The 24,617-nt window shown below is 51.3% G+C and carries 25 protein-coding genes; 14 read left to right on the top strand and 11 right to left on the bottom strand.

The genetic code is table 11. From position 1 onward, the window contains the following. The first annotated feature begins 883 nt into the window (after positions 1–883). Positions 884–2,056: a hypothetical protein gene (locus EKM94_RS02215; protein ID WP_125596798.1), complete on the top strand. Its 1,173-nt coding sequence runs from the start codon at positions 884–886 to the stop codon at positions 2,054–2,056. 206 nt (positions 2,057–2,262) lie between these two features. Here EKM94_RS02215 and EKM94_RS02210 read toward each other — a convergent pair whose 3' ends face one another. Further along, positions 2,263–2,826 (bottom strand): hypothetical protein, encoded by a 564-nt coding sequence (locus EKM94_RS02210; RefSeq protein WP_125596795.1) that lies wholly within the window; start codon positions 2,824–2,826, stop codon positions 2,263–2,265. A gap of 296 nt (positions 2,827–3,122) precedes the next feature. Between EKM94_RS02210 and EKM94_RS12960 the strand changes: the two genes are divergently transcribed. The 6 genes from EKM94_RS12960 (at position 3,123) to EKM94_RS02180 (ending at position 7,207) form a co-directional block, all read left to right on the top strand. Next, positions 3,123–3,311 carry a UvrD-helicase domain-containing protein gene (locus EKM94_RS12960; RefSeq protein ID WP_125596792.1) on the top strand — a complete coding sequence of 63 codons (189 nt, stop codon included), beginning with the start codon at positions 3,123–3,125 and terminating at the stop codon, positions 3,309–3,311. A 19-nt stretch (positions 3,312–3,330) separates the two neighbouring features. Then, on the top strand, positions 3,331–4,506 hold the full coding sequence (locus tag EKM94_RS02200; RefSeq protein ID WP_125596789.1) for a hypothetical protein: 1,176 nt from the start codon (positions 3,331–3,333) through the stop codon (positions 4,504–4,506). Positions 4,507–4,590: 84 nt separating this feature from the next. After that, positions 4,591–5,004 (top strand): cytidine/deoxycytidylate deaminase family protein, encoded by a 414-nt coding sequence (locus EKM94_RS02195; RefSeq protein ID WP_125596786.1) that lies wholly within the window; start codon positions 4,591–4,593, stop codon positions 5,002–5,004. Positions 5,005–5,204: 200 nt separating this feature from the next. Next, entirely contained in the window at positions 5,205–5,750 is a 546-nt protein-coding gene (locus EKM94_RS02190; RefSeq protein WP_125596783.1) for a ClbS/DfsB family four-helix bundle protein, read from the top strand. Positions 5,751–5,872: 122 nt separating this feature from the next. Further along, positions 5,873–6,670: a metallophosphoesterase family protein gene (locus tag EKM94_RS02185; protein WP_125596780.1), complete on the top strand. Its 798-nt coding sequence runs from the start codon at positions 5,873–5,875 to the stop codon at positions 6,668–6,670. Positions 6,671–6,754: 84 nt separating this feature from the next. Further along, positions 6,755–7,207: a GNAT family N-acetyltransferase gene (locus tag EKM94_RS02180; RefSeq protein WP_125596778.1), complete on the top strand. Its 453-nt coding sequence runs from the start codon at positions 6,755–6,757 to the stop codon at positions 7,205–7,207. Between the two features lie 356 nt (positions 7,208–7,563). Here EKM94_RS02180 and EKM94_RS02175 read toward each other — a convergent pair whose 3' ends face one another. Then, complete coding sequence (locus tag EKM94_RS02175) at positions 7,564–8,121, bottom strand: hypothetical protein (RefSeq protein WP_125596775.1); 558 nt, start codon at positions 8,119–8,121, stop codon at positions 7,564–7,566. Positions 8,122–8,200: 79 nt separating this feature from the next. Further along, positions 8,201–9,025, bottom strand: a complete 825-nt coding sequence (locus EKM94_RS02170) for a helix-turn-helix domain-containing protein (protein WP_125596773.1) — start codon at positions 9,023–9,025, stop codon at positions 8,201–8,203. Positions 9,026–9,399: 374 nt separating this feature from the next. On the opposite strand from EKM94_RS02170, the gene EKM94_RS02165 reads away from it, so the two are divergent. From EKM94_RS02165 to EKM94_RS02145, 5 genes are all read left to right on the top strand, one after another. Beyond that, complete coding sequence (locus EKM94_RS02165; protein WP_125596769.1) at positions 9,400–10,518, top strand: CAP domain-containing protein; 1,119 nt, start codon at positions 9,400–9,402, stop codon at positions 10,516–10,518. A gap of 264 nt (positions 10,519–10,782) precedes the next feature. After that, complete coding sequence (locus EKM94_RS02160; RefSeq protein WP_125596766.1) at positions 10,783–12,345, top strand: hypothetical protein; 1,563 nt, start codon at positions 10,783–10,785, stop codon at positions 12,343–12,345. 254 nt (positions 12,346–12,599) lie between these two features. After that, positions 12,600–14,696 carry a 5'-nucleotidase C-terminal domain-containing protein gene (locus tag EKM94_RS02155; protein WP_125596763.1) on the top strand — a complete coding sequence of 699 codons (2,097 nt, stop codon included), beginning with the start codon at positions 12,600–12,602 and terminating at the stop codon, positions 14,694–14,696. Between the two features lie 541 nt (positions 14,697–15,237). After that, on the top strand, positions 15,238–16,128 hold the full coding sequence (locus EKM94_RS02150; protein WP_125596760.1) for a DegV family protein: 891 nt from the start codon (positions 15,238–15,240) through the stop codon (positions 16,126–16,128). Continuing rightward, on the top strand, positions 16,121–16,705 hold the full coding sequence (locus EKM94_RS02145; RefSeq protein WP_125596757.1) for a hypothetical protein: 585 nt from the start codon (positions 16,121–16,123) through the stop codon (positions 16,703–16,705). The genes EKM94_RS02150 and EKM94_RS02145 overlap by 8 nt, the downstream gene beginning before the upstream one ends. A 343-nt stretch (positions 16,706–17,048) precedes the next feature. Here the strand turns inward: EKM94_RS02145 and EKM94_RS02140 are convergent, their stop codons facing one another. Further along, positions 17,049–17,690: a VTT domain-containing protein gene (locus tag EKM94_RS02140; protein ID WP_164511061.1), complete on the bottom strand. Its 642-nt coding sequence runs from the start codon at positions 17,688–17,690 to the stop codon at positions 17,049–17,051. A gap of 342 nt (positions 17,691–18,032) precedes the next feature. Between EKM94_RS02140 and EKM94_RS02135 the strand changes: the two genes are divergently transcribed. Next, entirely contained in the window at positions 18,033–18,986 is a 954-nt protein-coding gene (locus EKM94_RS02135; RefSeq protein ID WP_125596751.1) for an aldo/keto reductase, read from the top strand. 30 nt (positions 18,987–19,016) lie between these two features. On the opposite strand, the gene EKM94_RS12265 is transcribed toward EKM94_RS02135, so the two are convergent. The 6 genes from EKM94_RS12265 to EKM94_RS02110 form a co-directional block, all read right to left on the bottom strand. After that, on the bottom strand, positions 19,017–19,169 hold the full coding sequence (locus EKM94_RS12265) for a hypothetical protein (protein ID WP_164511060.1): 153 nt from the start codon (positions 19,167–19,169) through the stop codon (positions 19,017–19,019). 262 nt (positions 19,170–19,431) lie between these two features. Further along, on the bottom strand, positions 19,432–19,842 hold the full coding sequence (locus EKM94_RS02130) for a MerR family transcriptional regulator (RefSeq protein ID WP_125596748.1): 411 nt from the start codon (positions 19,840–19,842) through the stop codon (positions 19,432–19,434). A gap of 26 nt (positions 19,843–19,868) precedes the next feature. Further along, positions 19,869–20,267: a hypothetical protein gene (locus tag EKM94_RS02125; RefSeq protein WP_125596745.1), complete on the bottom strand. Its 399-nt coding sequence runs from the start codon at positions 20,265–20,267 to the stop codon at positions 19,869–19,871. 57 nt (positions 20,268–20,324) lie between these two features. Beyond that, complete coding sequence (locus tag EKM94_RS02120; RefSeq protein ID WP_125596742.1) at positions 20,325–20,648, bottom strand: hypothetical protein; 324 nt, start codon at positions 20,646–20,648, stop codon at positions 20,325–20,327. Positions 20,649–20,775: 127 nt separating this feature from the next. Then, positions 20,776–21,708 carry an SPFH domain-containing protein gene (locus EKM94_RS02115; RefSeq protein WP_125596739.1) on the bottom strand — a complete coding sequence of 311 codons (933 nt, stop codon included), beginning with the start codon at positions 21,706–21,708 and terminating at the stop codon, positions 20,776–20,778. A 32-nt stretch (positions 21,709–21,740) separates the two neighbouring features. Continuing rightward, positions 21,741–21,935 carry a hypothetical protein gene (locus tag EKM94_RS02110; protein ID WP_125596736.1) on the bottom strand — a complete coding sequence of 65 codons (195 nt, stop codon included), beginning with the start codon at positions 21,933–21,935 and terminating at the stop codon, positions 21,741–21,743. 429 nt (positions 21,936–22,364) lie between these two features. Between EKM94_RS02110 and EKM94_RS02105 the strand changes: the two genes are divergently transcribed. After that, entirely contained in the window at positions 22,365–23,702 is a 1,338-nt protein-coding gene (locus EKM94_RS02105; RefSeq protein WP_125596733.1) for an APC family permease, read from the top strand. Positions 23,703–23,884: 182 nt separating this feature from the next. Here the strand turns inward: EKM94_RS02105 and EKM94_RS02100 are convergent, their stop codons facing one another. Further along, the gene (locus EKM94_RS02100) at positions 23,885–24,547 is read right to left on the bottom strand and encodes a DUF4828 domain-containing protein (RefSeq protein WP_125596730.1); all 663 of its coding nucleotides are present in this window, start codon (positions 24,545–24,547) and stop codon (positions 23,885–23,887) included. Positions 24,548–24,617: the final 70 nt, after the last annotated feature.

Below are 24,617 nucleotides of genomic sequence, written 5' to 3'. Positions count from 1 at the left end.
CAAAACGTGTTTCTGCACATAGTGGTGGAGAAACACGTTTTTTCATTATCCTTAACGTCCACCCGCACCCCGGACTTAAACGTCACTGAAAACTCATCTGGAGAAACTACAATCTTCTCCACAAGCCGCATACCAATTTCTCATCAAACTCCGCTATTTCAGTATCTGAAGTTAACGGTACTGGAACTCGCGATCACTTCTGCCGGTAATCATTGGCGCGATCACTTCGTCCATTACCAAAATATGAGAATCAACCAGTAACGGTTCAGCTTGACCCGACGAGAATTACCCCGGTAATCGAGCTGAACCGTTATTTGAAACGGGCTCACCGGCCTAGCTCCTTGCGGCTTCGCGACGCAATTGTTCAAAAGCAACGCGGGGCTTCCAAAACAATTGCTAGACTAACTGCTTGGGAACTACCCGAGTTGGCTCTCACTATTTTGTTACCGAAGCTTACCTTCAGAAATGTCTGAAATCTGGGTTTTGATCGGTCAATCCGCCAGTTTTCGTTTAATATACTGGATCGCCGTTTCAACATCAATCCAGCCGTCAAGTAGGTCGAGAATCGATGGGACGCCACCTGCCAAAATTTTGCTAGTTTAGCGTATAGAAATGGCGCTAAATCTGCTATGCTAGGGTTAAACTGATGCGCGCGCCGGCCGTTTGAAATGGCACGGAAAAATCGCGCTGGGTGCTTGGGCGCTGACTGTTAAGAGGCTCAAGGGCAGTTGGTCGCCGAGATTTGGTGCCGTCGCGAAAACTGCGACGAACACTGGTTGGTCAATGGCTAAGTAGCGTGTTGACCTGATGTGGATAATATCGATATTATATATTAAGAATAGGCGATAAGCCTTGTTTGGCGACCAGACAACGAAAGGAGGTCATGATTATCTTCGAGGATTTTTTTAGCCAGGCGCCCTTGACCAAGTTGACGCTGACTTCCAATTATTTGCAATTTTTCCCAGCGGAGATGGATGAGAGTCTTATCCAGCAAGTCACGATTGATGTTCAGGGACACATTGAATTCATTGAAGCGCTGAGCCATTCGGGTTTGAATCTGCGCCGCAAAAAAAATCAAATCGAACCACTCGTTGCACAACTACTATTGGTGACCATCGGAACAGCTTTTCTGCAGAGGTTGCCGGACGTGTTGCCAACAGATCGGGGAACTTGGGAACTGAGCTTGGAGAATGCTGCCGGTATGACCCAGCCTTTTCGCGGTTCTTTGGGGCAGTGTTTTGCTGAGCCAACGCTGAACTTGTCGGAATTGATCCGAACAACGATCAAGCTCCCGAATGTCATCGCTTTTGGCGAACCGCAGCCAATTGACCTGATTCAACGGATCACGATCGATTATCATAAGGTGCGGCAACTTAACTTTGACCGTTTTGCGGACTGGCTTCACGATCCGGATTTTCCTGTAATCAAGTCCACGGACGACCAGACAGAACAACTGATCATCGACCGACCAACCGCGACGATCACCCGGATTCACGATCAAGGCTCAGGCAGTAAAATTACACGAAAATATGAATTCACCAATCAAGTCGCTAAATTACTTGACGATTTTGCGGTGATCGGCTTATTTGCTTATACGGAAGGTCAGGCAGCTAATGGGAACGCAACTCCCGACGAGTTCAAGGATTATCGGATCACGATCGATTATGAAAAGAAGCCGCAACGAGTGCTTCGCGGTAGCTTTGATAAAAATGGGCTTCCTGAGGACTTTCCCACCTTCGCGGAAGAACTCAATCAGGTTTTTCAGTTTTATGATCAAAGTGACTTGCTAGACTCGGAAATTTATGACAAGACAGAACGGCGCCCATCGGATTTGATTTTTTGCCTGGTCACGTTTAAAGGTGGCGGCAAAAGTTATTACTACCTAACTGATGATGAACAAATCGCCGCTGGGGATTTTGTTATCGTTCCAGCTGGCCCCGATAATCACGAGGCTACTGCTAAAGTGATCGAGGTGGAATATTTTAGCTTGGCGGATGCGCCGGTGCCTGTTGAAACAATCAAACGGATCATTCGTAAAACAATTCCGCCAGACTAGGATCGCGTTGACCATGCTAGACCGCCTTCAAGGGCCGAACGACTGACTGCCGCGACGATCCAATTTGATCCATTAGAAAAAATAACAGTTTAACTTGATCTTAGCGATAATTTCCGCAAGGTTAAGTTGAACTGTTATTTGTTTTGGCGCGGATCGGATTCGGTAAGAACTAGTGGGAATGAGTCAAAGAACGTTCAACCGCCATGCTAGTCAATACAGTCGTGCTTGATTTGGCGGATCGCCATTTCCGGTGTTAGAATACCGTCAAGTAGACCGAAAATCGGTGGCGCTAATATGTTCAAAAACTCCGGCTGGAACTCTGTTAGATAGTCCAACGTCTCAACGGGAGTAAGCGTGAAGAAATCGTTATTGACGATGGTCGTGATTTGGATGTTAAAGCCCTGGCCTTCGCTTAAGTTGATCCGCGGTGTGTAAAGAATTGTCGGTGAGTAAAGTCCGTTGCCGGAAGTATCGCCATAAGTGAGCAGTACCCTGGCGTTAATATAGTTCAGCACGCGATAAAGTTCGGGAATATGGTCACTTCGCTTGCAAAGGATGGATCCAACCTGGTTGTAATAAGCTTGAGATTCAATCCATTCGTTGTGCAAAATAAAGGTCGCTTCAATCGTTTCCCCTGGCGCGTTATCCCGATTGACGAAGTTTAAGAGGAGGCGCTCATGGCCGCATGGGGAATTGAAATCATCCATGTACTGAATGTGGTGCGTCTTAAGGTGTTCAACAACGCGCCGGCGGATCTCGATTCGATTCATCACTGATCGGTCCTTTCACGATGACAATTTGATAATTGGTGGTTGACGGTTGACGCCTCACTTCAGCGCCGCGTTCCAGCACGCTAGCGCTGCCAACATGCTTGCTTGCGCACTGATTGGAGAAAGCGCCACCATCCATATGACCAATATAAGTCTCAACTTATTTCTTGTCAATCCTCGATCGGCCGTGGTATGCGCTTGGGGCCAACGCGGCGCCAATTAGTGATGGGCGCCCATGATTAATGCATTGTGATTAAGTTAATCAATGCTATAATTAGTGCATTGAAGAGCCTGTCATGGTGATGGGCCCGGGAACCGGGAAGACCCAGATTCTTTCCAGGCGGGTCGCTCATCTTTTGTTGCAGGCTAAAGTAGAACCGCAACAGATTGTTTGCTTAATTTATATTGAGGCGCCAGTTTGCGTGGTCAGGATTCTTTTTAGTTGGAATTCTATTGAGTTTGTGTTTCTAGCATTTGCTAGGTAGCAAGAAAGGTGGTTGGCTAATGTTTGATGATTTCTTTGAGCAGGCGCCCTTGGCCAAGTTAGTGTTGACCTCGAAGGCTTATGGCGCGGATTTACATCGTTATCCAGAACAGGATGAAGAATTGGTCCAGTGGCTCACCCTCACGGCCAATGGTGAAGGGACCTTTATTGGCGCGCTCGCTGATTCGGAAACGTTGACGCGGCGGCAGACCTTTCGGATCGATCCCGGGGAGATTCAACAATTATTCGCGGCGATCAGTGCGGCTTTCCGGCAAGATCCACCGATTCCCAAGCCGAGCACGACCGGCGTCTGGCAATTGACTTTGATGAACGAGGCTGGGGTGGTGCTGCCCCTTACTGGCGCCCTGGGACGTTGCAGCGCAACGAGTCAGTCCAATTTGTCGGAATTGATTCGCGCCACGGTCAAAATCGCCAAAGTGATCGCTTTTGGCGAACCTAGACCGGAGGCTACGATTTCACGCCTGACCGTGACTTACCAAGATCGGCGTCCGCCCGTTGATTCGTTTCCGCGGTTTATCTACCTGCTAGGTTTTGATGAGCAGCTTGAGCGGTTGCAGGATTATTCGGAGCAATGGCAGATCGATCGGCACACAGCGACGATCACCCAGATCCAGGATTTCGGCGCGGATAATAAAATCACCCGGGCCTACCAGTTACCTGAAGTCGTCGCAGGACTGCTGGGAGATCTTGAGGAAAATGGCACTTTCGCCTATACTGTGGGTCATCCGCCAGCGCCCGACGTTATGGCGGATGATGTGAAGACTTATCAAATCACGGTGGATTACGAAAAGAACCCCCAGCGCGTGTTGAGCGGTAGTTTCGATCGCCAAGGTCTACCAGAGGACTTCGCTGACTTCGCGGCCGAGCTCGCCGAGTTGCTAGGCAATTATGATCAAGGCGCGATCCTTGATCCGCGGACTTATCGCCAGGCTAAACGACGCCCGGATGAATTGATTTTTTGCAGCGTTGTTTTTAAGGATGGCGCTGAAAGTTATTACTATCTGACCGATGATGAGCAGATCGCGGAAGGGGATCTTGTGATCGTGCCCACCGGCGCCAAGCAACATGAGACAACGGTCAAGGTGGTGGCGGTGGATTATTTTAGCGTGGAGGAAGCGCCGCGCCCCGTTGAACAGACCAAGTGGATCATTGGCAAAGCGCCGGCCACGGAATAACCGCAACGCAAACGAGGCCGTTGTCGCCCACTTTGCCTTGAAAATACGCCGCTGGCACCAGATGTTATCTCAAAGGAGAACCTTATGGAAAAACTATCCCTGACCCCCGCCGATCACGCGTTGATCGAACAAGCGTTAGCCGTTCTCAAAAACAATTTCGATGACGGTACTTATCATCACACGGTCGGTTGTGCCTTGCGTACTAGCACCGGCCAAACCTATCAAGGGGTGAATTGCGATGGCATTCATGGATCCTGCGCTGAATACGTGACCATGGGCATGGCCATCTCTGCCGGCGCCCGGACTTTCGATACGATCGTCGCGGCGCACGATCATAGTCTGCACGGGGTGGTCGCGCCCTGTGGCAATTGCCGGCAAATGCTGTTCAGCTATTGTCCCGACATCAAGGTGATCGTCAATGATGAGCAAGGTCACTTGGTCAAGGTGGCGGCTCGCGATCTCTTGCCCTTCGCCTGGCAACCCATTGTTGTCGACTGACTGATCACCGCTGGTAGGTTGGTTTCCGATAATGGGGATTTTTCCGGGGTGGTGGGGGTAACCGCCGGCGATGCTGCACCGAGGATTTGTTCAGAAAATATTTGCTATCCGCGCTACTGAAAAGGTGTGTTGCTAAAGGATTACCGGACATTGTTCCACAATAGCACTGATGGATTTGAATTTTCAGGAGGATGTTGACCATGGCGAGACCGACTTCAAAGGCCGAACTACTAACTGCCGCGACGATCCAATTTTCTCAATTGGAAAAGCTGATTGCCCAGTTACCGGCGACCGCGCAGACGGCGGAGTTTACTTTTCCACTGACGGCAAAGGATCAAGCTGCCCATTGGCGACGCGATCGTAATTTGCGCGATGTTTTGGCGCATTTGCTGGAGTGGCATCAGTTGTTGTTGAACTGGGTCGCGGCTAATCGCGGGCGTGTTCAAGCAGTGCCGTTTCTGCCCGCGCCGTATACGTGGCGGAATTACGCTGGGCTCAACGACGAATTTTGGCGGCAACATCAGGTGACTAGTTTGACCGCGGCGCAGACGGCTTTGCGGCAAAGTCATCAGGCAGTGTTGGCCTTGATCGACACTTTTTCTGATGAAGCGCTGTTCACGAAGGCGTATTTCAAGTGGACTGGCAGCACCAGTCTGGGCAGTTATTGCATCTCGGCCACCAGCAGTCACTACGCCTGGGCCGCCCAGAAAATCAAGCGGCAGTTGCGGGCGCTGAAGTCGACCTAACGCGGTTGTTTGATAATTCGCGAGGTAATTCAATGGTAAAATGATGACTTATTTTTCCTGTCATCATTGTCCGGCACAATGGGAATGCTGGGAAACTAGCGTTGACGAGAGGGGAGAATGGCATGCGCACACTTGTCGTTGGCGATTTGCATTTGTTGGGCTCGACGGTTTTGCCACTGGTGACGGCGAAATTATCGGACTTGGCGGTGGATCAGGTGGTTCTGGTAGGCGATTATTTCGATCAGTGGTCGGAAACTGGGAATAGTGAACTGTATCAGCGTGAGCTGGTCTTTTTGACGGATTGGGTCACGGCTTTGCGCGCGCAAGGAACGCCGGTGGTTTGCTTGCTAGGTAATCATGATGTTCCTTACCTGACGGGGAGTCTGAGCCACTATTCCAGCGCTGATCCTGTGGTTGGTCGGAAAATCAGCGCGGGTTTATTTCAATTGGGTTGCCAACTGGCGCTGAAAAGTGATGGCTATCTACTCAGCCACGCCGGTTTCGTTGACACCGAAGCACCAGAGCCTTGGTATTTCGCACCGCTTAGTCGAGAGCATTTATCCGACTTGAACCGTCTAGAACATAACGTTGGCTTTAGTCGTGGTGGTTTGGCGCGCTGGGGCAGCTTATTGTGGGCTGATTTTGATACTGAGCTGAGTGGTTATTTCAATCCAGATTATCCGCGGCAGATCGTCGGCCACACCCCGGTACCGCAACTGACCCGTGAGTGTGCTGGCGGGACCATCATTGACGTGGATACCTTTAGCCTGTTTTCGAATCATCGCCCGATCGGTAATGGTGATCTGTTATTGCTAGTTGAGGGACGCGTCCAAACAATTTCCACGGATTTCATTCAAGCTCTCGCCATCAAACAAGCCCAAGGCGATTTGTTTCCGCCGTCATCACAAAACTGGTTCTAATTTTTACTTATCATTTAATGGTCAAGCATTTTAAAATCGCCATTTCAAAATCAACCGGTTCAAATTCAGTCAAGGAGCATCGTTATGGAAGTGATCTCAGTTCGAGAACAGCCGGCGTTCGCGCCGGCCGCCATCGCGTATTTTCAAAGTAAGTGGGGCGATGCGGACAGTCGCATGGTCTATCAGGATTGCATCACCAATTGTCTGACCACGACGGCGGCCTTGCCCCAGTGGTATTTGTTGCTGGATCAAGGGCAAATTATTGGTGGCGCCGGCTTGATTCCCAATGATTTCATCAGTCGGATGGATCTGTATCCCTGGCTGTGCGCGCTGTTCATTGAAGCGGATCATCGCGGTCACGGGTATGGCGCCAAATTGATCCAGCGCGCCGAACAGGATTGCCGGCGCGCTGGTTTCGAGCAGTTATATTTGTGTACGGACCATCATGGCTATTATGAACATTATGACTTCCACTACTTGGCCATCGGTTATCATCCGTGGGGCGAACAGTCCCGAATCTACCAAAAACAGTTGTAGACCAGAGTGCGGAGAGGTGCGGTTAGACCGTGAGCATTAATTTATCTGATTGACTAAGCCGCGCAGCGGATTGGGCAAGCAGATACTTTAAGGCGCAGCGGTCTGCACCTCGCAGCACGTTTCAAAACCAGAGTGCGAACCGACCCGGGTAGCTTCAGAGCATTAACCTAGCTAGGATTTTGGAGGCCGGTCTTTGCCTCCGGAAGCCTAGCGTAGTTAAGCGGAAGAAGCTGGGTCGGAGAGCACGTTTCGACCATGCCCGCGACTTGCACTGCGAGCTCACCCCGAATCTCGTAGCGCAAGCTGTGGTCAAGCTACTTTCCAAAGCAAAGCCCGCTTCCGAAACCAAAACTAGGCTAATGCTCGAAGTCACCCCGTTGCGTTCCGCGTTCTGCCAACGCGGCTAGCGCGCGGAGATTGGTCAGGAAGGCATGTTTGGTGACCGGTCGTAACAAGGTCAGCGGGATCCCGGGGAGCGCCTTGGCGTCAACCAGCACCGTTTCAGCCACAGCGGTCGTGCCGCCATTGTCGGTCAGCTGGAATTGAACGCAGTAAGATAGCCGATTACCGTTGACCGAATAGGTGATCAGATCTGCGCTTTGACCGATCGTCAGTTCCTCGGTCTGGTTGATCGCCTCACGGTCGCGCCCGATTTGATAGCGCCGTTCGCTACCAGTGGGTTGCGCCGCTCGATCTGCTCGATCCGCTTGGTTCACTTTTTGCAGTTGCTCTGATTGGTCGGGTTGCTCGGATCGATCCGCTTGACGCGGTTGCGCCGCTTGGTTCGGCCGCTCTGCTCGAATCGCTTGGATCGCCGGATTCCATTGGATCAAGCGACTGGGGTCTAATAAGATTGCACTGATCGTTGCCGCCTCAGCATGAATAGTCAGGGTGTTGTCGAAAAAGTTTTGCATGATGAGTCACGCTCCTTCTAAGAATGACTTCAGCATACTTGAGTTTCCAAGTAGGGCCTAATCAGAATACTGATATTGCCTAGAGTTTGTATACTTGCTCGTGGAAAAGATCGGCCAGGAAAGTGGCGTGCGCCTGCGCCTGCTGTTCTTCTGTGGCAATGCCGGCGGATTCTGCCAGCCAGGCCTGTAAATAATAGCAGTTGGCCAATAGATAATGAGAATCATGGGCGGTGATGAAATCGAGCCCCTGAGTTAAGCGGTTGCGGCTGGCGGCTAGGTTGCCGCGATAATAGTCGGTCAGGGCGGCCAAATAGAAAACGATATTGAGGTTTTCATCAAATGGGGCGTTGGCGATCCCTGCCAGCGCGGTTTCGACCTGGTCAACGACGCCCTCAGTCTGACCTGATTTGGCCGTGAGACAGGCGGATGTTACCGTGGCCAGCCGCGTTAACGCCGGTTGCGCCGTGGTCGCGCTGGCTAAAGAGAGCTGCAGTGAGCGCTGAACCTGGGCCAAGTCGGGGTGTGGCACCGCTTGCTGTTGGGCCACCGCCAAATAATAGTAATAGGACTGGGTCTGAGCGGCCGTGTTGATCGACGCGATCACGTCAGGCCGCGAAAGCAGCGCCAGCAATTCTTGATAGCGATGTTGGTTGCACAGCGCAATCGTTTGAGCGTTGAAGCTGGGCTCGGCGCTGACCGCGTAGTTGGTCGCCAAACTGAAAGTGTCCAGCGTCAGCGCCAGGCGTTGACTCAAGGCGATCAAAAGTTGCGCGTTGGGAATATATTGGTCGTGTTCGATTGCCGAAAGCATGGACTGGGAACAGATCCCGGCGCAGATCTGGCTTTGGGTCGCTTGCCGTTCCTGCCGTCGTTGCCGCAAAATTTGACCGATCGTTGTGGTCATCAGGGCACCTCCCTTGGTTGTTTACTGAGTGTTGGTGTGAACCGCGCTGCTTGCTTCCCGACGTTGTCCTTGCGAGGCACCAGGACTAGGACACGGGCAGACCGAAGTTGAGCGTACGTTAAGTCTGACTGATTTTAAGTCATCACGCAAAAGAATGGGTGATTTTTTTTACACCAGTCCCTGGAAAATCAAGCGTCGGTTCGATCGCGTTGACAATAATTAGAGAAAAATCAGAGGTGATTTTACCGGTCCGGCGATCACTGTGATTACACTTGAAGAGCGGCCAAAGGATGGGCACAGCAAAGTCAAGAAAGGGCTTTCAATAAAAAACTATTGTGCTATGATAAACTTGTATTCATTAAGGAGGAATCTAGATGGGACAGCTAGAAAAGTACGGGCACCAAGCCGGAATTCCAGGCGGTCATGACCAAAGGCAGGCCGGGAAATGGCGGCGCTGGGTAGCGCTAGGATTGGCGGCTGTTAGTTTGGCGGCCGCGACGGCGTTTAGATCCAGTGATCCAGCGGAGGCGGCAATGGGTGTGGTCAAAGTCAATTATGTGAAGGGCTATCAAGTGGCGCTCTGGGCAGATCCACCGCTGGCAACGATGACCAAGCAGAAAGTTAACCCTGATTCAACTTGGAAAACTTTTCGCGCGGTCAAGGCGAAGAATCAACTGGATTATTATTTCCTGGTTGGCAACAATAAGTGGCTCTCCTCGCGCTACGCCGATCAACGGCAGGAAACCTCGGTCCAGCAGATCAACGCCACAGGTCGGGTCAATTATGTGCCGGGCTACGGGATCGTGATCTGGGGCACGCCGCTGAATGGTAAGCCGGTCAACATTGGTCGTGGCCGTCGTTTGGCCCATGGCACCACTTGGCGCGTTTATCAGCGGGCCGTTGTTAACGGGAAGGTTTGGTATGAACTCGGAAGCGAGCAGTGGGTCGACGGGCAGTATTTGGATTTGATCAGTGAGCGTTCTCGGGACAGGAAGGCTTATTTGGCCAATGAGCCGACGATCGCACCGGCAAGCAATCCTCAGCCAGACCTCGACAGTACTCGCATCGTTCCCGCTCAAGTCGCTGATCAGATCGTTTACCTACTGAACCAATATCGGCAGAGCCAGGGTAAAGCAATCCTGACCCGGGACAGTGCTTTGATGGCTGGTGCTTTGGAACGCGCCCAAGACGAAGCTCAGGCAATCAATGATCACGGTGGCGACATTATGGTTGCTGACCACACGAACGCGAATGGGACTTCCTTTGATCTATCCCCAGGCTTGATCGGGACGCAAGTTGGCGGCGAGAATCTGGCGGTCCGTTCCGGCGGTACCGACAATTCCGCCCAGGTTGCCAGCAAGTTGATGACCCAATGGAAGAATTCTCCTGGTCACAATGAGAATATGCTCGATTCTAGTTTTTCGCGGATCGGCGTCGGCGTGGTGCGCACCAAGAATGGGTATTATGTCGCCGTGCAGGACTTCGGTTGGTAGTTAGCACTGAAGCGGTTCAGGGCGGATCAGTTGCGTACTGGCAAAATTGTTAGAGATCCGGTCTTTTTGCAGGTGCGCGCTAACTGGCGGGTCAGATCATTTTCGATATTTTTGGAGTTGTTTTTTTTAAGCGATGATCATAGTTGTTTGGCGATTATCACGGTGCTCGTTAAGCCTTATTCACATGAGGCTGACAGCGTAGTGATGATCGCTTTTTGGGCGACTGGTCACCGCGGCTGAAATCACGGGAAAGGGGGGAAGACAATGCTAGCGGAAAGCGGTGCGGTGCACGAGTTTGCGGTGCGCTGGTATGAACAATTGTTAACGGCTGGTGCCGGCTTGACCTGGGTCCGGCCCTTTACCCAAGCGGTGCAAGACTTGGCGGCGACCGCTGTTTTGCCGAAGCCGGGCACTTACTTGGCCCTATTTGCGCCAGACCAATCGCCGTGGACTGGGGAGCGGTTGATTGCACGGTTGGATCAGCTGACGGCGCCACTATTACTGGATGGATTGGTCCGTTTCACGACTGAACTGCCGCGTTTGGTCACGGTCACCGGGTTGCCGGTTGAACAGCAGCAGTGGTTACTCCTGGCGTTAAATCAGCTTGCCCTGCTGACTGCGCCGGCGATCAGGCGAGCGGCCGACCAACCTTTACAACAAGCGGCGCTGCAAGATTGGCTGTTTGGGGCGTATGGGGTGGTGCGCTTTGGCCAGGCCAGCGCTTTGACGTTGGTGGTCAACGATTTCGGTTATCGCCCCTTGGCCAACCCAGGCACGGTGGTGGAGCAACGGTTAGATTTCACGTCTGAAGGTCAAGTGCAGTTACGTTATTACGATTATTTGACCCGCCAAGTCGGCCCCAGCAAAATTTGGCGGTTAAGATCACCACAATTGGCGACGGTTTTGACGGCGTTCTTTGACCAAGCGGTTTCGTGGACGCCGGGACCGACGTCTGGGGATCTTGTGGGCATGTGGCATTTAGCCGTCCGGACGGCCACCGGCGATGGTTGGCAGTTTAGCGGTTGGCTCCAGCTCGATTCTGCCGGGCACGTGCTCGATCTCGCAACGTTATTATCTGGCGCGGCGGTCCAAAGGCGGTCACTGGCGACACCGACCGTGCCCATCCCCACCAAAATCAGTTGCGTCTACCAGCGTCACTTCAAACCAACACGGGCGCGGCCGGTTTTTTTACAAGAGTTGCCGCGATACACAGATTGTTGGGAGACTTTCGAGTTCGATGGCACAGCGGGAACGTTCACTTGGTTGTTGCAGCTGGATCAGGTGCAACAACGGATCACCTTCACGGAGGCAACCGCGGTTCAGACTTTCTTGAAAGAATTGACCAGCGCTGATCTCAAGATTGCGGCGCCACCTGTCACCGCAATGATCCCAGCTGATTTCGGCGACTTTGAGCTGACGATCGCTTGGTCAGATCAGACCGAACAGCGACGCCAGGGCCCACTAGTTGGCGCCCAATTACCGGCTGGTTGGGATCGGTTCGCTGCCTGGTTGGACGACCAGCACCTGACTTTACCGCGGACGGAATTATTTGATTTTCATAACGTTTGTCGGGCTTGGCCATTGCCAGGTGAGTTGCTGATCTGCTGGGTTATTTTCAATGCTGGTGGTCGTCAGTACATGTATCAGGCCACGGATGTTTCCTTGGTGGCCACTGATTTGGTGCTCGTCCCCGCTGGTGTCTTGAATCATCCGAAAGTTGCGGTCATTACCAAATTGGAAAGCCGTTCGCCGGAGCAACTGGCCTATCCCATCGCGAAATTGAAACAAGTTATCGGTCGCTACCAGGAGCAATCGCCGCCTGGTTAACTACAAAAAAATATTTTCGAAAAAATGTTTTTTCTTCGGGGAAAACGAAATCGTTGGCGTATTTAACTGATAACGGGCAAGCAAAATCTAACTTGTTACTTTTTGTGAGGAGATTCGATCAGGAAGAGACGGTAGCGCGCCGCTATTGTTGCGAGTTTCCTGCTAAAATCAACTTGAATGGGAGTGCCCATTCTGATGAGGGGCTTGCTTGCCCCAAGCGCGATGATCAAGGTCATCATGAGGAGGAGTTTAGTTTGGCAAAGAAGCGTGGATCAAGACGGCAAACCCTTGTTTGGTTGGTCGTACTTAACTTTATTATCGGGCTGGTATTTGGCCCCAGCCGGGCACTACTGGCGGCCACAGAGCCGGCAGCAGCGGCGAACAGCGAAGTTGTCACGGTCATGCATACCAATGATATGCACGGACGACTGGCCAACGTCAAAGATCAATCTTTAGGGATGTCGCGGCTCAAAACCTATCGTGATCAAATCCAACCAACCTTGTTGGTGGATGCAGGTGACGCGATGCAGGGGCTACCCTTGTCCAATTATTCCAAAGGGATGGACATGGTCAAGGCGATGAATGCGGTCGGTTATGATGGCATGACCTTGGGTAATCATGAGTTTGACTTTGGCCTTGAGACTGCGTTGAAATATCAAAAGGCGTTAAACTTCCCGATTGTTTCCGCCAATGTTTTCTATCGTGATGGGACGCGGCCGTTCCAGCCATATGCGCTGACCACCAAGACGGTTAATGGTCAAGCGCGTAAATTTGCGTTGATCGGCCTGACTACACCAGAAACTGCCTATAAAACGCATCCAAAGAATGTGGAAAAAATCAAGTTTGAAAAACCATTACCTGCTGCGATCAAAGCGATGGACGCGGCAATCAAAGATGGTGCGGATTATTTCGTTTTCATGACGCACTTAGGCGTGGATAAAACCACTTTGGCAGATGAACAGTCGACTTATGTCGCTGCCGGTCTGGCCAAGCAATATCCAGACAAGCGGATTTTCATTGCCGATGGGCATTCTCATACGCAATTGCCAGAAGGACTTAAATTCGGCAATGTCTTGGTGGGTCAAACTGGGAATTATTTAAATACTGTTGGCTTGATGACTGGCACTTATGCCGGTGATCAGGTGACTTTGAAAGCTGAATTGCACACTGCGAAGGAATTGCAAGGTTTAGCAGAAGATCCTGCCGTTAAAGCAATCGTTGACAACGCGCAGGCTGAATATGATCGGGATAACTCGCAAGTGATTTTGCCTAAGAATCAGGTCAAATTCAATGGTTTGCGGGATAATGTTCGGACCCGGGAAACGAATTTAGGGGATCTGATCGGTGATGTGCTCTGGTCCTATGGCCAGACTGGATTTGCTCAAAAAACTGACTTCGCCGTTGTTAATGGCGGGGGGATCCGTGAGAACTTGGAAGTCGGTCCGGTGACAAAAGGACAGATCGTGGCGGTGATGCCATTTGGGAATACCATTTCGCAAATTGCCGTAACGCCAGCTGAAATGTACCAAATGTTTGAGCACTCTCTGCGCTCACCCGCGGCGACTGACGCACAAGGCAAACCGGTCATGGATGAGAACGGCTTGCCAAAATTAGGTGCCAATGGTGGCTTCTTACAAACCTCGCACACCTTGCAGGTGGTGTACGATCCCACTCGACAAGCCAGTGAACCAGACAAGAAAACAACCGGGATCCGGGTGCTGACGATTCGGCTCAATGGCAAGATCCTACCTCGTAATGATAATCAAACGAAGTATCAAATGGCAACCAATGATTTCATGGCCGCTGGTGGCGATGGTTATACCATGTTAAGTGGCAAACCAGTCCAACAGGGTCCGTCAATGGATACGGTTTTTCTCGACTACATGCGCAAAGCAACGCCGGAAACCTTGGATCAGTACCGCACCGAATTGCCAATGACGCGGATCGTTTCGCGCCAGACGGTCCATGAGATCTCATTAGTTGCTTTGGAACAACGGTTAGCGGCCAAAGATATCACTAGCAAACAGGCCAAGAATTATACACCGCAAAGCTGGGCGGCCTTCACCGCAGCGCTGAACCACGCGCAACAAATGGTCAACACGAAAAATGGTGCCAATGCCGAACCAGCTCAGCTCAAGTTAGAGAAGGCATTAGGCAACTTGCAAGCAATCAATGGTGCTACTGGGGATCAGACCAAACCAACGACGAAACCAAACGCAACCGATAAAACAACTCAAGGCAAATTGCCTCAAGCCGATGAAGCCACTAGCAATGTGGCGGTTTATGGGCTAATGAGTTTGGCGCTGGTTAGCTGCGGTGGTTACGTTTGGAAACGTAAAAACGCAGCTTGATCAGCAACTGACTGACTAATATCGAGATCACGTGATTCGCAAACACGGCTTAACTTAGGCGAGGCAATTCGCTGAAAGGGCCGTGTTTTTGCTGTTTAGGCAACTTTTTCGGTTATCTAGCCACTGCGTTTTCTTTGCCAATAAGAACGCCAGATTAGCTGTTGATGATTGAATGTATTGGTTTTGCATGCTACAATTTGAGACATTAGATTAAGTGATTTTTTCTATGGGAAATGGTTGGAAAAAAGTAAATTGATGGGCTGGATGGTGGTGTGTTTGCGGCGTTTATGGGCATTTAATCATTGGCCGCCATGGGAATCGCCAACTCTGTGATCGTTGTGGCGAGCAATCAGCAAACTGCGGCGCGGCGCCAAGATCTTGGCGGCAGGGCTAACCTTATGGTAACAATTGGGGTAGATTTCAGGGCAACAGTTGGCGAAGATGACTGCCAGTCAAGGCGGTTCTTCTGGCGTTGGCGGCCCATCTTTGATTTTGCTAGATCTAGTGTGCATGGACTTAATCTTTCTTTGGAGGTTCTAAAATGACAAACGACTATGTGATCAGTTGTTGTTCAACAGCTGATTTGACCGAGGAACATTTCCGCCAGGCGGATATTCAATATATTCCATTCCACTTTGAGCTGGACGGCAAATCTTATCCAGATGATTTGGGCAAATCGATGCCGTTTCATCAATTCTATCAGGCGATGGCCAATGGCGCTGAGACGAAAACATCTCAGGTCAATGTGGAAGAATTCACCGCTTATTTTGAGAAATTCTTGCAGGCGGGGCAGGACATTCTGCACGTGACCTTGTCCTCAGGCTTATCCGGGGTGATCAATTCCGCCAACTTGGCGAAGAACATCCTGGCCGAGAAGTACCCCGAACGTAAAATCTACATTGTGGATTCATTGGGCGCGTCTTCAGGCTATGGCTTGATCATGGACAAATTGTCCGAATTACGGGCTGGCGGTATGGGCATCGATGAGTTGCATGAATGGGTCGAAGCGCATAAATTGAATCTGCACCATTGGTTCTTTTCGACTGATTTGTCCTTCTACGTTAAAGGTGGCCGGATCTCTAAAACCAGTGGCTTTGTGGGCGGCTTGCTGGGTATCTGCCCGCTGTTGAATATGGACAAGGCGGGGCATTTGATTCCCCGCAGTAAGATCCGCGGTAAGAAGCGGGTGATCCAAGAAATCGTGAAGCGCATGGAAGAACATGCGGATGATGGCTTGGCTTACGCGGACAAATGCTTCATCTCGCAATCAGATTGTCTTGAAGACGCGCAAAAAGTCGCGGAATTGATCGAAGGTCGCTTCCCTAATTTGAAGGGACACGTGGAAATCAATTACGTCGGCACCACGATCGGGAGTCACACAGGTCCTGGCACGGTCGCGCTGTTCTTCTGGGGCGATCGGCGAAATGACTAGAACTGAGAAGTTAGCGAAAATCATTCGAGTGATCACGGTGCCACCACTATTGGTGATGGCGCTGTTGACCTTACTTTGGTTGACGCGCCCAACGATTTTTGGTGGTCAGGGCAACTTTTGGTTGGCCTTGCTGTGGCTGGGAATATTCCCGGTGCTGGCGTATCCGTTACAACGGATCCTGCCCCATTGGCGCCAAGGCGGCCGAGCGGCGCAACGCAAATTGGCGTTCATCTGCTCGTTGGTAGGCTATTTAGGCGCCCTGCTCAATGGCTGGCTGGCCCAAGTGCCGCGACCGTTGCTGCTGATCTATTGGACTTACGCCTTGTCCGCGGTATTGTTGACCATGGTCAATCGCGTGACCAAGATTCGTGCCTCCGGTCATGCTTGTAGCGTGATTTCCCCGATCGTTTTCTTGAGTTATTTCAGCCTCTTGAAGCCAGCGGCGGCCTTCTTGGTGGCAGGTGGTCTCAGTTTCTGGGCGTCATTGAAGCTCAAACGCCACCGCCCCCGCGACCTGATCGCCGGCAGCCTGGTCATGCTGACCGCCTTCACCCTAGCATTATTGATTACCGGATAAAAAACAGAGTGCGGAGCGAGGATGGGTGGCTGTGAGCATTAGCCTAGCATCAGTTTTGGTGGCGTTTTTTGCCACCGGAACTGATGCGTAGCTAAGCGGAACAGCCAATCCTCGCGCAGCACGTTTCAAAAAACAGAGTGCGGAGCCAGCCCGGTTAGCTTCTGAGCATTAACCTAGCCAGGCTTTTGGAAGCGGGTTTTGCTTCCAGAAGCCTGGCGTAGTTAAGCGGAAGAAGCTGGGCTGGCGCAGCACGTTTCAAACTAGCATGCACCACACCCAAAAAGGGCATCCTGACAAATTGTCAGGACGTCCTTTTTGGTTTGACCTTTTGGGGTTTGACTAGTTAATTTTCTTCAGGCGTGGCCTTCTTCTTTAAGGCCATAATCAGCGCGGGTAACAACGAAATCAGGATGATCGCCACCATGATCAGTTCGAAGTGGTTTTTGACAAAGGCGATATTGCCGAAAAGATAGCCAGAACCGACGGCCAGCAGGACCCAGCTGATGCCGCCGAGAATGTTGTAGGTGATAAACGAGCGATAAGGCATTTGGCTGATGCCGGCGGTGAAGGGGATGAAGGTGCGAATGATGGGCATGAAACGTCCGAGGAAAATCGCCGCTTTTCCGTGCTTCTCGAAGAAACCTTGGGAGCGGGCCAGATATTCTGGCTTGATCCAGCGTTGCATCTTCTCCGAATGGGTTAGGTGTTGGCCTAAGTGTTTGCCGATTTCGAAGTTTAGCGAGTCGCCGATGACCGCGGCGATACTTAGCAGAATCAGCAAAATCTCGATGTTAAGCGGTTGGCCGTCCAGCGCTGCCAGTGAGCCGCAGAGAAACAGCAAGGAATCACCAGGTAGGAAGGGCAGCACGACCACTCCGGTTTCAATAAAAATCACGATGAAGAGGCCAAGATAGATCAGGTTCCCATATTGACCGATCAGTTGGGGCAAGAGTTGGTTCAGATCTGGCATAATTGACGCAAGCATGGGCAGGAACTCCTTCGGTGGTGTAACGCCACGAAATCAGCTGATCGTTGCTAAAATCAGTGGTTGTTTAATCAACCAAACTTTAGCACTTTTCGGCAAAAACAACAGGAAGGTAACCGCTTTAGCGAAATTTTTAAACAAATTGAAAGATTTGCGCTGAATGGGTGGGTGGTCGTCGGGTGTCCATCTGTCCACGGGGATTGGCGGTTAGGGCACAGTAATCGTTATAAATACCGGCCAATTTGAAAAAAGGCCTTGACTTAGACTATGGTCGAAGCAATATGCTAGTCAATGTTAAGGACATTGGGATTGAGCAGTTCAGTTCAAGAAAGGATGACTAATTTGAAACAAGTTAATATTGGGCAAACACAATGGCAAACTTCCGCGCTGGCTTTGGGAATTATGCGGATGGAAGCCCTAACGCCCGCTCAAGCGGCACAAACTTTGATAGCCGCCAAAGAAGCCGGGATCAATTATATTGATTCCGCGGATATTTATGGCATGGGTAAATCTGAGGAGATTTTCGGTCAGGCGTTGCGGGAATCCGGCCTACATCGAGAAGATTTCGCAATCCAATCGAAGGGCGGCATTGTTTTTGATCCTGCCAAAAGTCACGGCAGTTTTGTTTTCGGCAAGCGCTACGATTTCTCCAAAACACATTTATTAGCGGCAGTCGATGGGATTTTGCAACGGATGCAGATCGATTATTTGGATGCCTTTCTATTGCACCGTCCCGATCCACTGATGGACTTGGACGGTATCGCGGGGGCGTTTGACGAATTGACAGCCTCAGGCAAGGTGCGTCACTTTGGCGTATCCAACTTCAATCCGGAGCAATTTCAAATGGTGCAAGCGGCGGTCTCACAGCCCCTGTTGATCAATCAGCTGCAATTCAGCATCATGCATTCGGGAATGATCGATTATGGGCTACACACCAACATGGCCGATGCGCGCTCGATCAACCACGATGGCGGTTTGCTTGAGTTTTCCCGGCGTCAGGGCATTACGGTTCAAGCTTGGTCGCCATTCCAATACGGCATGTTCGAGGGCACCTTCATCGACAACGTCAAGTTCCCTGAGCTCAATGAGCTGTTAGCGCAATTGGCGGCGAAGTATCATGTCGGCAAAAACGCGATCGCCACCGCTTGGATCCTACGCCATCCGGCGGAAATGCAAGTAGTTTTAGGGACGATGAATCCGGCGCATATCAAAGACAGCGCGGTCGGCGGCGATTTAACGTTGACCAAACAAGAATGGTACGATATTTACTTCGCGGCGGGCAATGATTTGCCTTAGTCTTCGTCAGCATTCCAGTGATCAGGCTTATTAGCTTGGCAAAAGTAGGTTGGTCGCGGCTTGCGCTGCGAGAATCGGGGTGAGATCGCTGTGGGCACTGTTTTGAGCCAATCCGCAAAGTGCGCGGCTTGTCTCAAAATCAGGCCTTGTCCTAAGTGGCACAGCCACTAAGGACAATTTCACGGCGATCTCACCCCGACTTTCTCTACTCCAGCCGCTCAACGCTATAACAGCCTCGCAACAAATCCGTGAAAAGAATCGCGGAAAAATCTACGGCATGATGATCAGCCGCTAATTTAAAAGGCCTTGACCAATTTTCTGATTTAGAAATTGGTCAAGGCCTTTTTGCTTGTTGAAATATTGTATGGGGAACGCCAGTCTTTGTTCCGAGCGCTGCTGGAGCCATGATTGACGCGGAATCATCAAACCCCAGTGTTGCTCCGAGTTAGCGTGGTTGCGGCAAGATTGCTGGTTCCCGTACCGCATCCTCAGTTCCCGCGGCGCAGGCTCTTTGGTAGTAATCGATCTTTTGATCTACTTTCTGTAAATAGCCCTGAACTTGCGCCAGCTGGGCCTCGACCTTTTCGCGGTGGGCAATGAAGAAGTCCAACCGCGCCGTTAAAGTGGTATCACCAATCAGACACCAGTCAACGAATTGGCGGATCTCGTCCAACTGCATACCGGTTTCCTTCAAGCAGGTGATCACAGCCAGGAACTCGAAATCGTGTTCTTTAAAGTGGCGACGGCCATTGCTGTCGCGGTCGACAAAAGGAAGCAGTCCCTTTTTGTCGTAATAGCGTAGTGTGTAGGCACTTAGGCCGGTAATTCTGGAGACGTCGCTGATTTTATATCCCATTTTTCCAACTCCTTGTTAATCTGCCGCTAGTATAACTCATTCCGAATCATTCGGCATCTTTTTCTCCAATTTTGCGCTGATTTGGTTGGCAAAAGTAGGTTGTCCGCGGCTTGCGCTGCGAGAATCGGGGTGAGCTCGCTGTGGGCGTCACTTTGAGCTTCGCAAAGCCCGCGAATCTCAAAGCTGAGCCTTGGTCTAAGTGGCATAGCCACTAAGACCAATTTCACGGCGATCTCACCCCGAATTTCTCCGCTCCAGCCGCTCACCGTTTTAACAGCCGTTTGAGCACTCACGCCGACTGGCAAGCTATCGTCAATTGATGGGGATCCACGCAATTGACGACCGTGGCTAGTGGTTACAAGCTTTATATTGGTGATACCAGGACAGTCTGTCTGATGAACTCGGACAGAATCTTGGCGAATCAACTGAATTGGTCGGGTTCCACCCGTGGATTGTTAAGAAAACAAGTAGAGACGTTCAGCCTACGCAAAATGTCCCGACCTCCTAATCCGAATCCGTTGGCATTGCCGTACCACCCCCAAAAGTGGACGATTGTTTTGACCTCTAGCTCGCAAAACCACTTCGTCAGATATCCAACTTCGATTGCAGATAGGCTCAATTCTGCCTAGCAACCGGCTGGGACTGCGCGGCTCAGTGGTGAAATTGTCCTTGGCGGCTCTGCCGCTTAGGACAAGGCTCGATTTGAAGACAAGCCGCGCACTTTGCGGGTTGGCTTCAAACGACGCCCACCACGTTCCAGTCCGCAACAGCAGTCCCAGCCGGTTGCGCTCACGCGCAACACCCACCAAACCAGCAATCAGGTGAGAGATCTGAAACAGAAACGACATTTCCCCAATCAAATCAAAAAACCGAACCATCCCAGCAAAAAAAGGCCATAACCCCAGCCGGAGTTATGACCACATCAAATTCAAATTAGATTTTTTTCGGGGCGTTGCCAGTGCTGTCCCACAATTTCTTAGCCGCGGGAATATCGCCTAAGCGATCTAGACTAGCAGATGGCATGACAATCGTGTTGTTCTGGCCTTCAGCCAATTTCTCCATGGCTTCCAAGTTCTTATATTGCAGATAAGCGTTGGAATCCTTGGCCAGAGCTTCGTTGACTGAGTTGATCTGATCACGGATCGATTCATACAACAGCCGCTGACTTTGCGCGCGACCTTCAGCTTCCAAGATCTGGGTTTTTTTGTTACCTTCGGCTTCTAGGATCGCGGATTGCTTGCCACCTTCTGCTTTAGCGATGGCAGCTTGTTTCAAACCATCGGCTTGCATGATGTTGGCTTCCTTTTCCCGGGAGGCGCGGAGTAATTTGTTCATGGATTCTTGGATTTCTTGGTCAACTTCGACGGAATCGATATTGGCCCGGTCAACGTTCAAACCATAGCCGGCGGTGACTTCACTCAACTGTTCAAACAGTGAGCGGTTGATCGCCTCGGTGCCGTTCAAAACATCGTTCAGATCCATGTTACCAATGATGCCCCGCAACGCGGCCCGGGTGTCTTGGACCATACTGGTGACGGAATCTTTGTTCTTGTAGACATAAGCGTTAACGTCGGTGATGTGGTATTTCAGCGTTTCAGAAATCTTGACCACGACGTTATCTTTGGTGATGACTTCTTGTTCAGCGACGCGCATTGGAATCTGCTTCATGTTAACGACTTCGGTGATGCGATAAATGATCGGCATGACCATGTGGAAGCCAGGTTGCAGTGTGCGGACGTAAACACCCAACCGTTCGACGATGCCCACTTCACCGGTATGGATAATGGCGATCGAAGAGAAGAAGATCCACAGCAATAACGCGATGGCCAACACGACAATAATAATGGTAATGATATGACTTGGCATTCTTAAATCCCCCTTACGATAGTTTGGTGACGCTAATAATCTAACCGGCGATCCGCTACCCGAACGATCAGCGCCAGTGGCGTGATTCGAATGATTTCCAGTAAGTCACCCGCTGTTGCTTTGCCTTCGATCTGATAGTGATAAAAGACGCCGAAAATTTCAATGACACCCGTCGTGATACTGGCCGGATTGATAAAGGTCAAGCCAAGTAAACGATCATCGAGCATTTCGGTCATCCCTTTCTCTGGTTATGATAGTTCTTATTCTACCATTGTTTGCTGGGGAAAAGAATAATGCGCTGTCAAAATTGAACGGAATCCACAAGAAAACTAGGTCGGATAACTTTGACCATGGTGACCGCCACCGTTCAGCGTTATGGTAGCGCCGTTATAACGGCGCTATGCCAGCTTCAAACGAGCGCTTGGCGAGGATACACCGCTCAAGGTCTGTTCCAGCGGGAACGAATGAACGCCGAACACTGGTCGGGATTCGTTCTGAGGCGTTCGTCGTGACTATTTCCTGCCAATGCGGGCCGTTTACCGCCGGCTCCTCGGCGTGATTCGTAAAAAAAATAGTCAAGATCATGCCTTGAGGATGGTTTCGCCGCGAAAAATCCTGTAAAATGGAAAAATGGATTTTAGGAAAGGCGCGGCAGGATGGTACAGAAGAAAGCAACATTGAAACGGGAAATGGGGTTGACCTCCGCTTTGACCACCGTTATGGGCACGGTGATCGGCGGTGGGGTCTTCTTTAAAGTGTCGATCTTGGCGCGGGATACTGGTTCCGGCAGCTTGTTATTGTTGACGTGGGTTCTGGCCGGCCTGTTGACGATCGCCGGAGGGCTTTGTGTGGCGGAGATCGCCACATCGATCCCGAAAGCTGGGGGCGCCGTTAACTATATTGAAGCGGCGTATGGCAAGTTGCCCTCGTTTCTGCTGGGCTGGGCGCAGATCTTGATCTACTACCCGGCCAATATCGCGGCTTTGAGTATTATTTTCGCGACGCAATTGGTGAGCTTGTTGGGATTGAGTCTAAGTTTGATCGTGCCCATAGCGGCGTTCATTGCGCTGTCGATCACCGGGCTCAATCTACTGGGCGCGCGGCTGGGCAGCGCCGTTCAGAATTTGACCCTGTTCATCAAAATGATTCCGATCATTCTGATCATTGTTTTCGGCTTGTTACAACCTCAGGGACAATCGGTGCCCTTGTGGCCGGTGGCGCCAGGGAAGAATATTGGCTGGTTCACGGCGCTCAATGGCGGGATGCTGGCCACAATGTTCGCTTATGACGGTTGGATCAGCGTGGGCAATATGGCCGAAGAAATGAAGGATCCCAAGCGACATTTACCGATTGCCATCGTCTTGGGCTTGGGTCTGACGACAGTGATCTACGCGTTGATCAACTGGGCTTTTTTGAAGAGTCTTCCCATCGGTCAATTGGCCCATGACCCGATGGCGGCGGCCAGTAGCGCCAAACTGATCTTCGGCCAGTTAGGCGGGCGGTTGGTGACCATCGGCATCTTGGTGTCCGTTTACGGCGCGATCAATGGTTATACCATGACGGGCATGCGGGTCGCTTACGCCATGGGGGTCAATGATACGATTCCGTTCGCCCGTCAATTCCGCCGCTTGACGGGAACCAAAGTACCGCTGTGGGGCGCGCTGTTTCAGGTGTCGGTGGCGCTGGTCATGTTGCTATTGGGCAACTTCACTTTCCTGACCGATATGTTGGTCTTTGTCATGTGGATCTTCAATACGCTGATTTTCGCGGCGGTTTTCATTTTGCGCCGGAAGGCCCCGGATTTGGAGCGGCCTTACCAAGTCAACGGTTATCCTTGGGTGCCGATCGTAGCCATCATTGGCGGCAGCTTCATTGTCCTGTCCACCTTGATCACGCAACCGCGGTTGGCGGGGATCGGTTTGGGTATGACCTTGCTAGGCGTGCCGGTTTTTTATTGGCAACAGCGCCGTCAGCGAGCGCGCCGCCAGGATTAAGCGACCAGTTCGGTTGTGGTCAGCGTTAACTGACTTGCCGACCTGCCGCGTTACCACCGCGGCCGCTTTTCGCCGTTTCCGACCCAAGAAAAAAAGCTAGCCCGCGATCGATTTTCTCGATCTGCGCTAGCTTTTTTGTTTATCGTGAATGGTCTTGAACTGTGGCACACCCTTGGCGATGCTTATTCGGGCTGACGCGGTTGGTTGTTGTCGGCAGGGTTGTTGTCGTCAAGGTTAACGTCAGCAGGGTCGTCGGAGTCAAGGTTATCGTCGTCAGCAAGGTGGTCGTCAGCGGTGGGCGCCACGACGGGAGTTTCCTCCGCGCTGGTGGAATGTGGCACCGTGGTTGCGGGGGCGGCGTCAAATTCTTCCGGTTCGACCAGGTCGGTCACATCCAAAATCAAGTCGTCTTCTTGAGCCATTGCTTGCTCAGAATCGGGCTGGTCAGTTGATTCAGTGGGGTGGCGGCGGGGGACGTCGCGATTATTGATCACGGGATAGGTCTGGTTGCTGGACTCATCATAGATTTCCACTGGGCCTAAGTGATTGGCGAAGACCTTCAGTTGGAAGCCGTAATGATCGAGAAAGACCAGCTGTTCCCCATCCAGGCCAATGATTCGACCGGGCAACGCCTTATGATCGATCTTGATCGTGAAGTCACGTCCGATCGACATATCGTGTTTTTGATTTGTTTTGGGATCAATGAACGACCAGTCACCACCATAGCGCAGTGAGAGATCAGGCTCGCGCTTTTGCTGCTGTTTGCGATGCCGTGTCTGCGTCAGAAAACGACTGACTTGGTTGATGCCATGGATCCCGGCAGCGTAGATATCCGAAATTCGCATTTTTATCTCCTTTGCTTCATACTCCAATCATATCATCAGTTATTCTAAATTGGTACGAAAAACAATGATT

The organism is Lapidilactobacillus achengensis (assembly GCF_003946655.1).
Taxonomy (GTDB): domain Bacteria; phylum Bacillota; class Bacilli; order Lactobacillales; family Lactobacillaceae; genus Lapidilactobacillus; species Lapidilactobacillus achengensis.
Note: the sequence above shows the minus strand (reverse complement) of the source record. Positions and strands in the feature narration are given on the sequence as shown.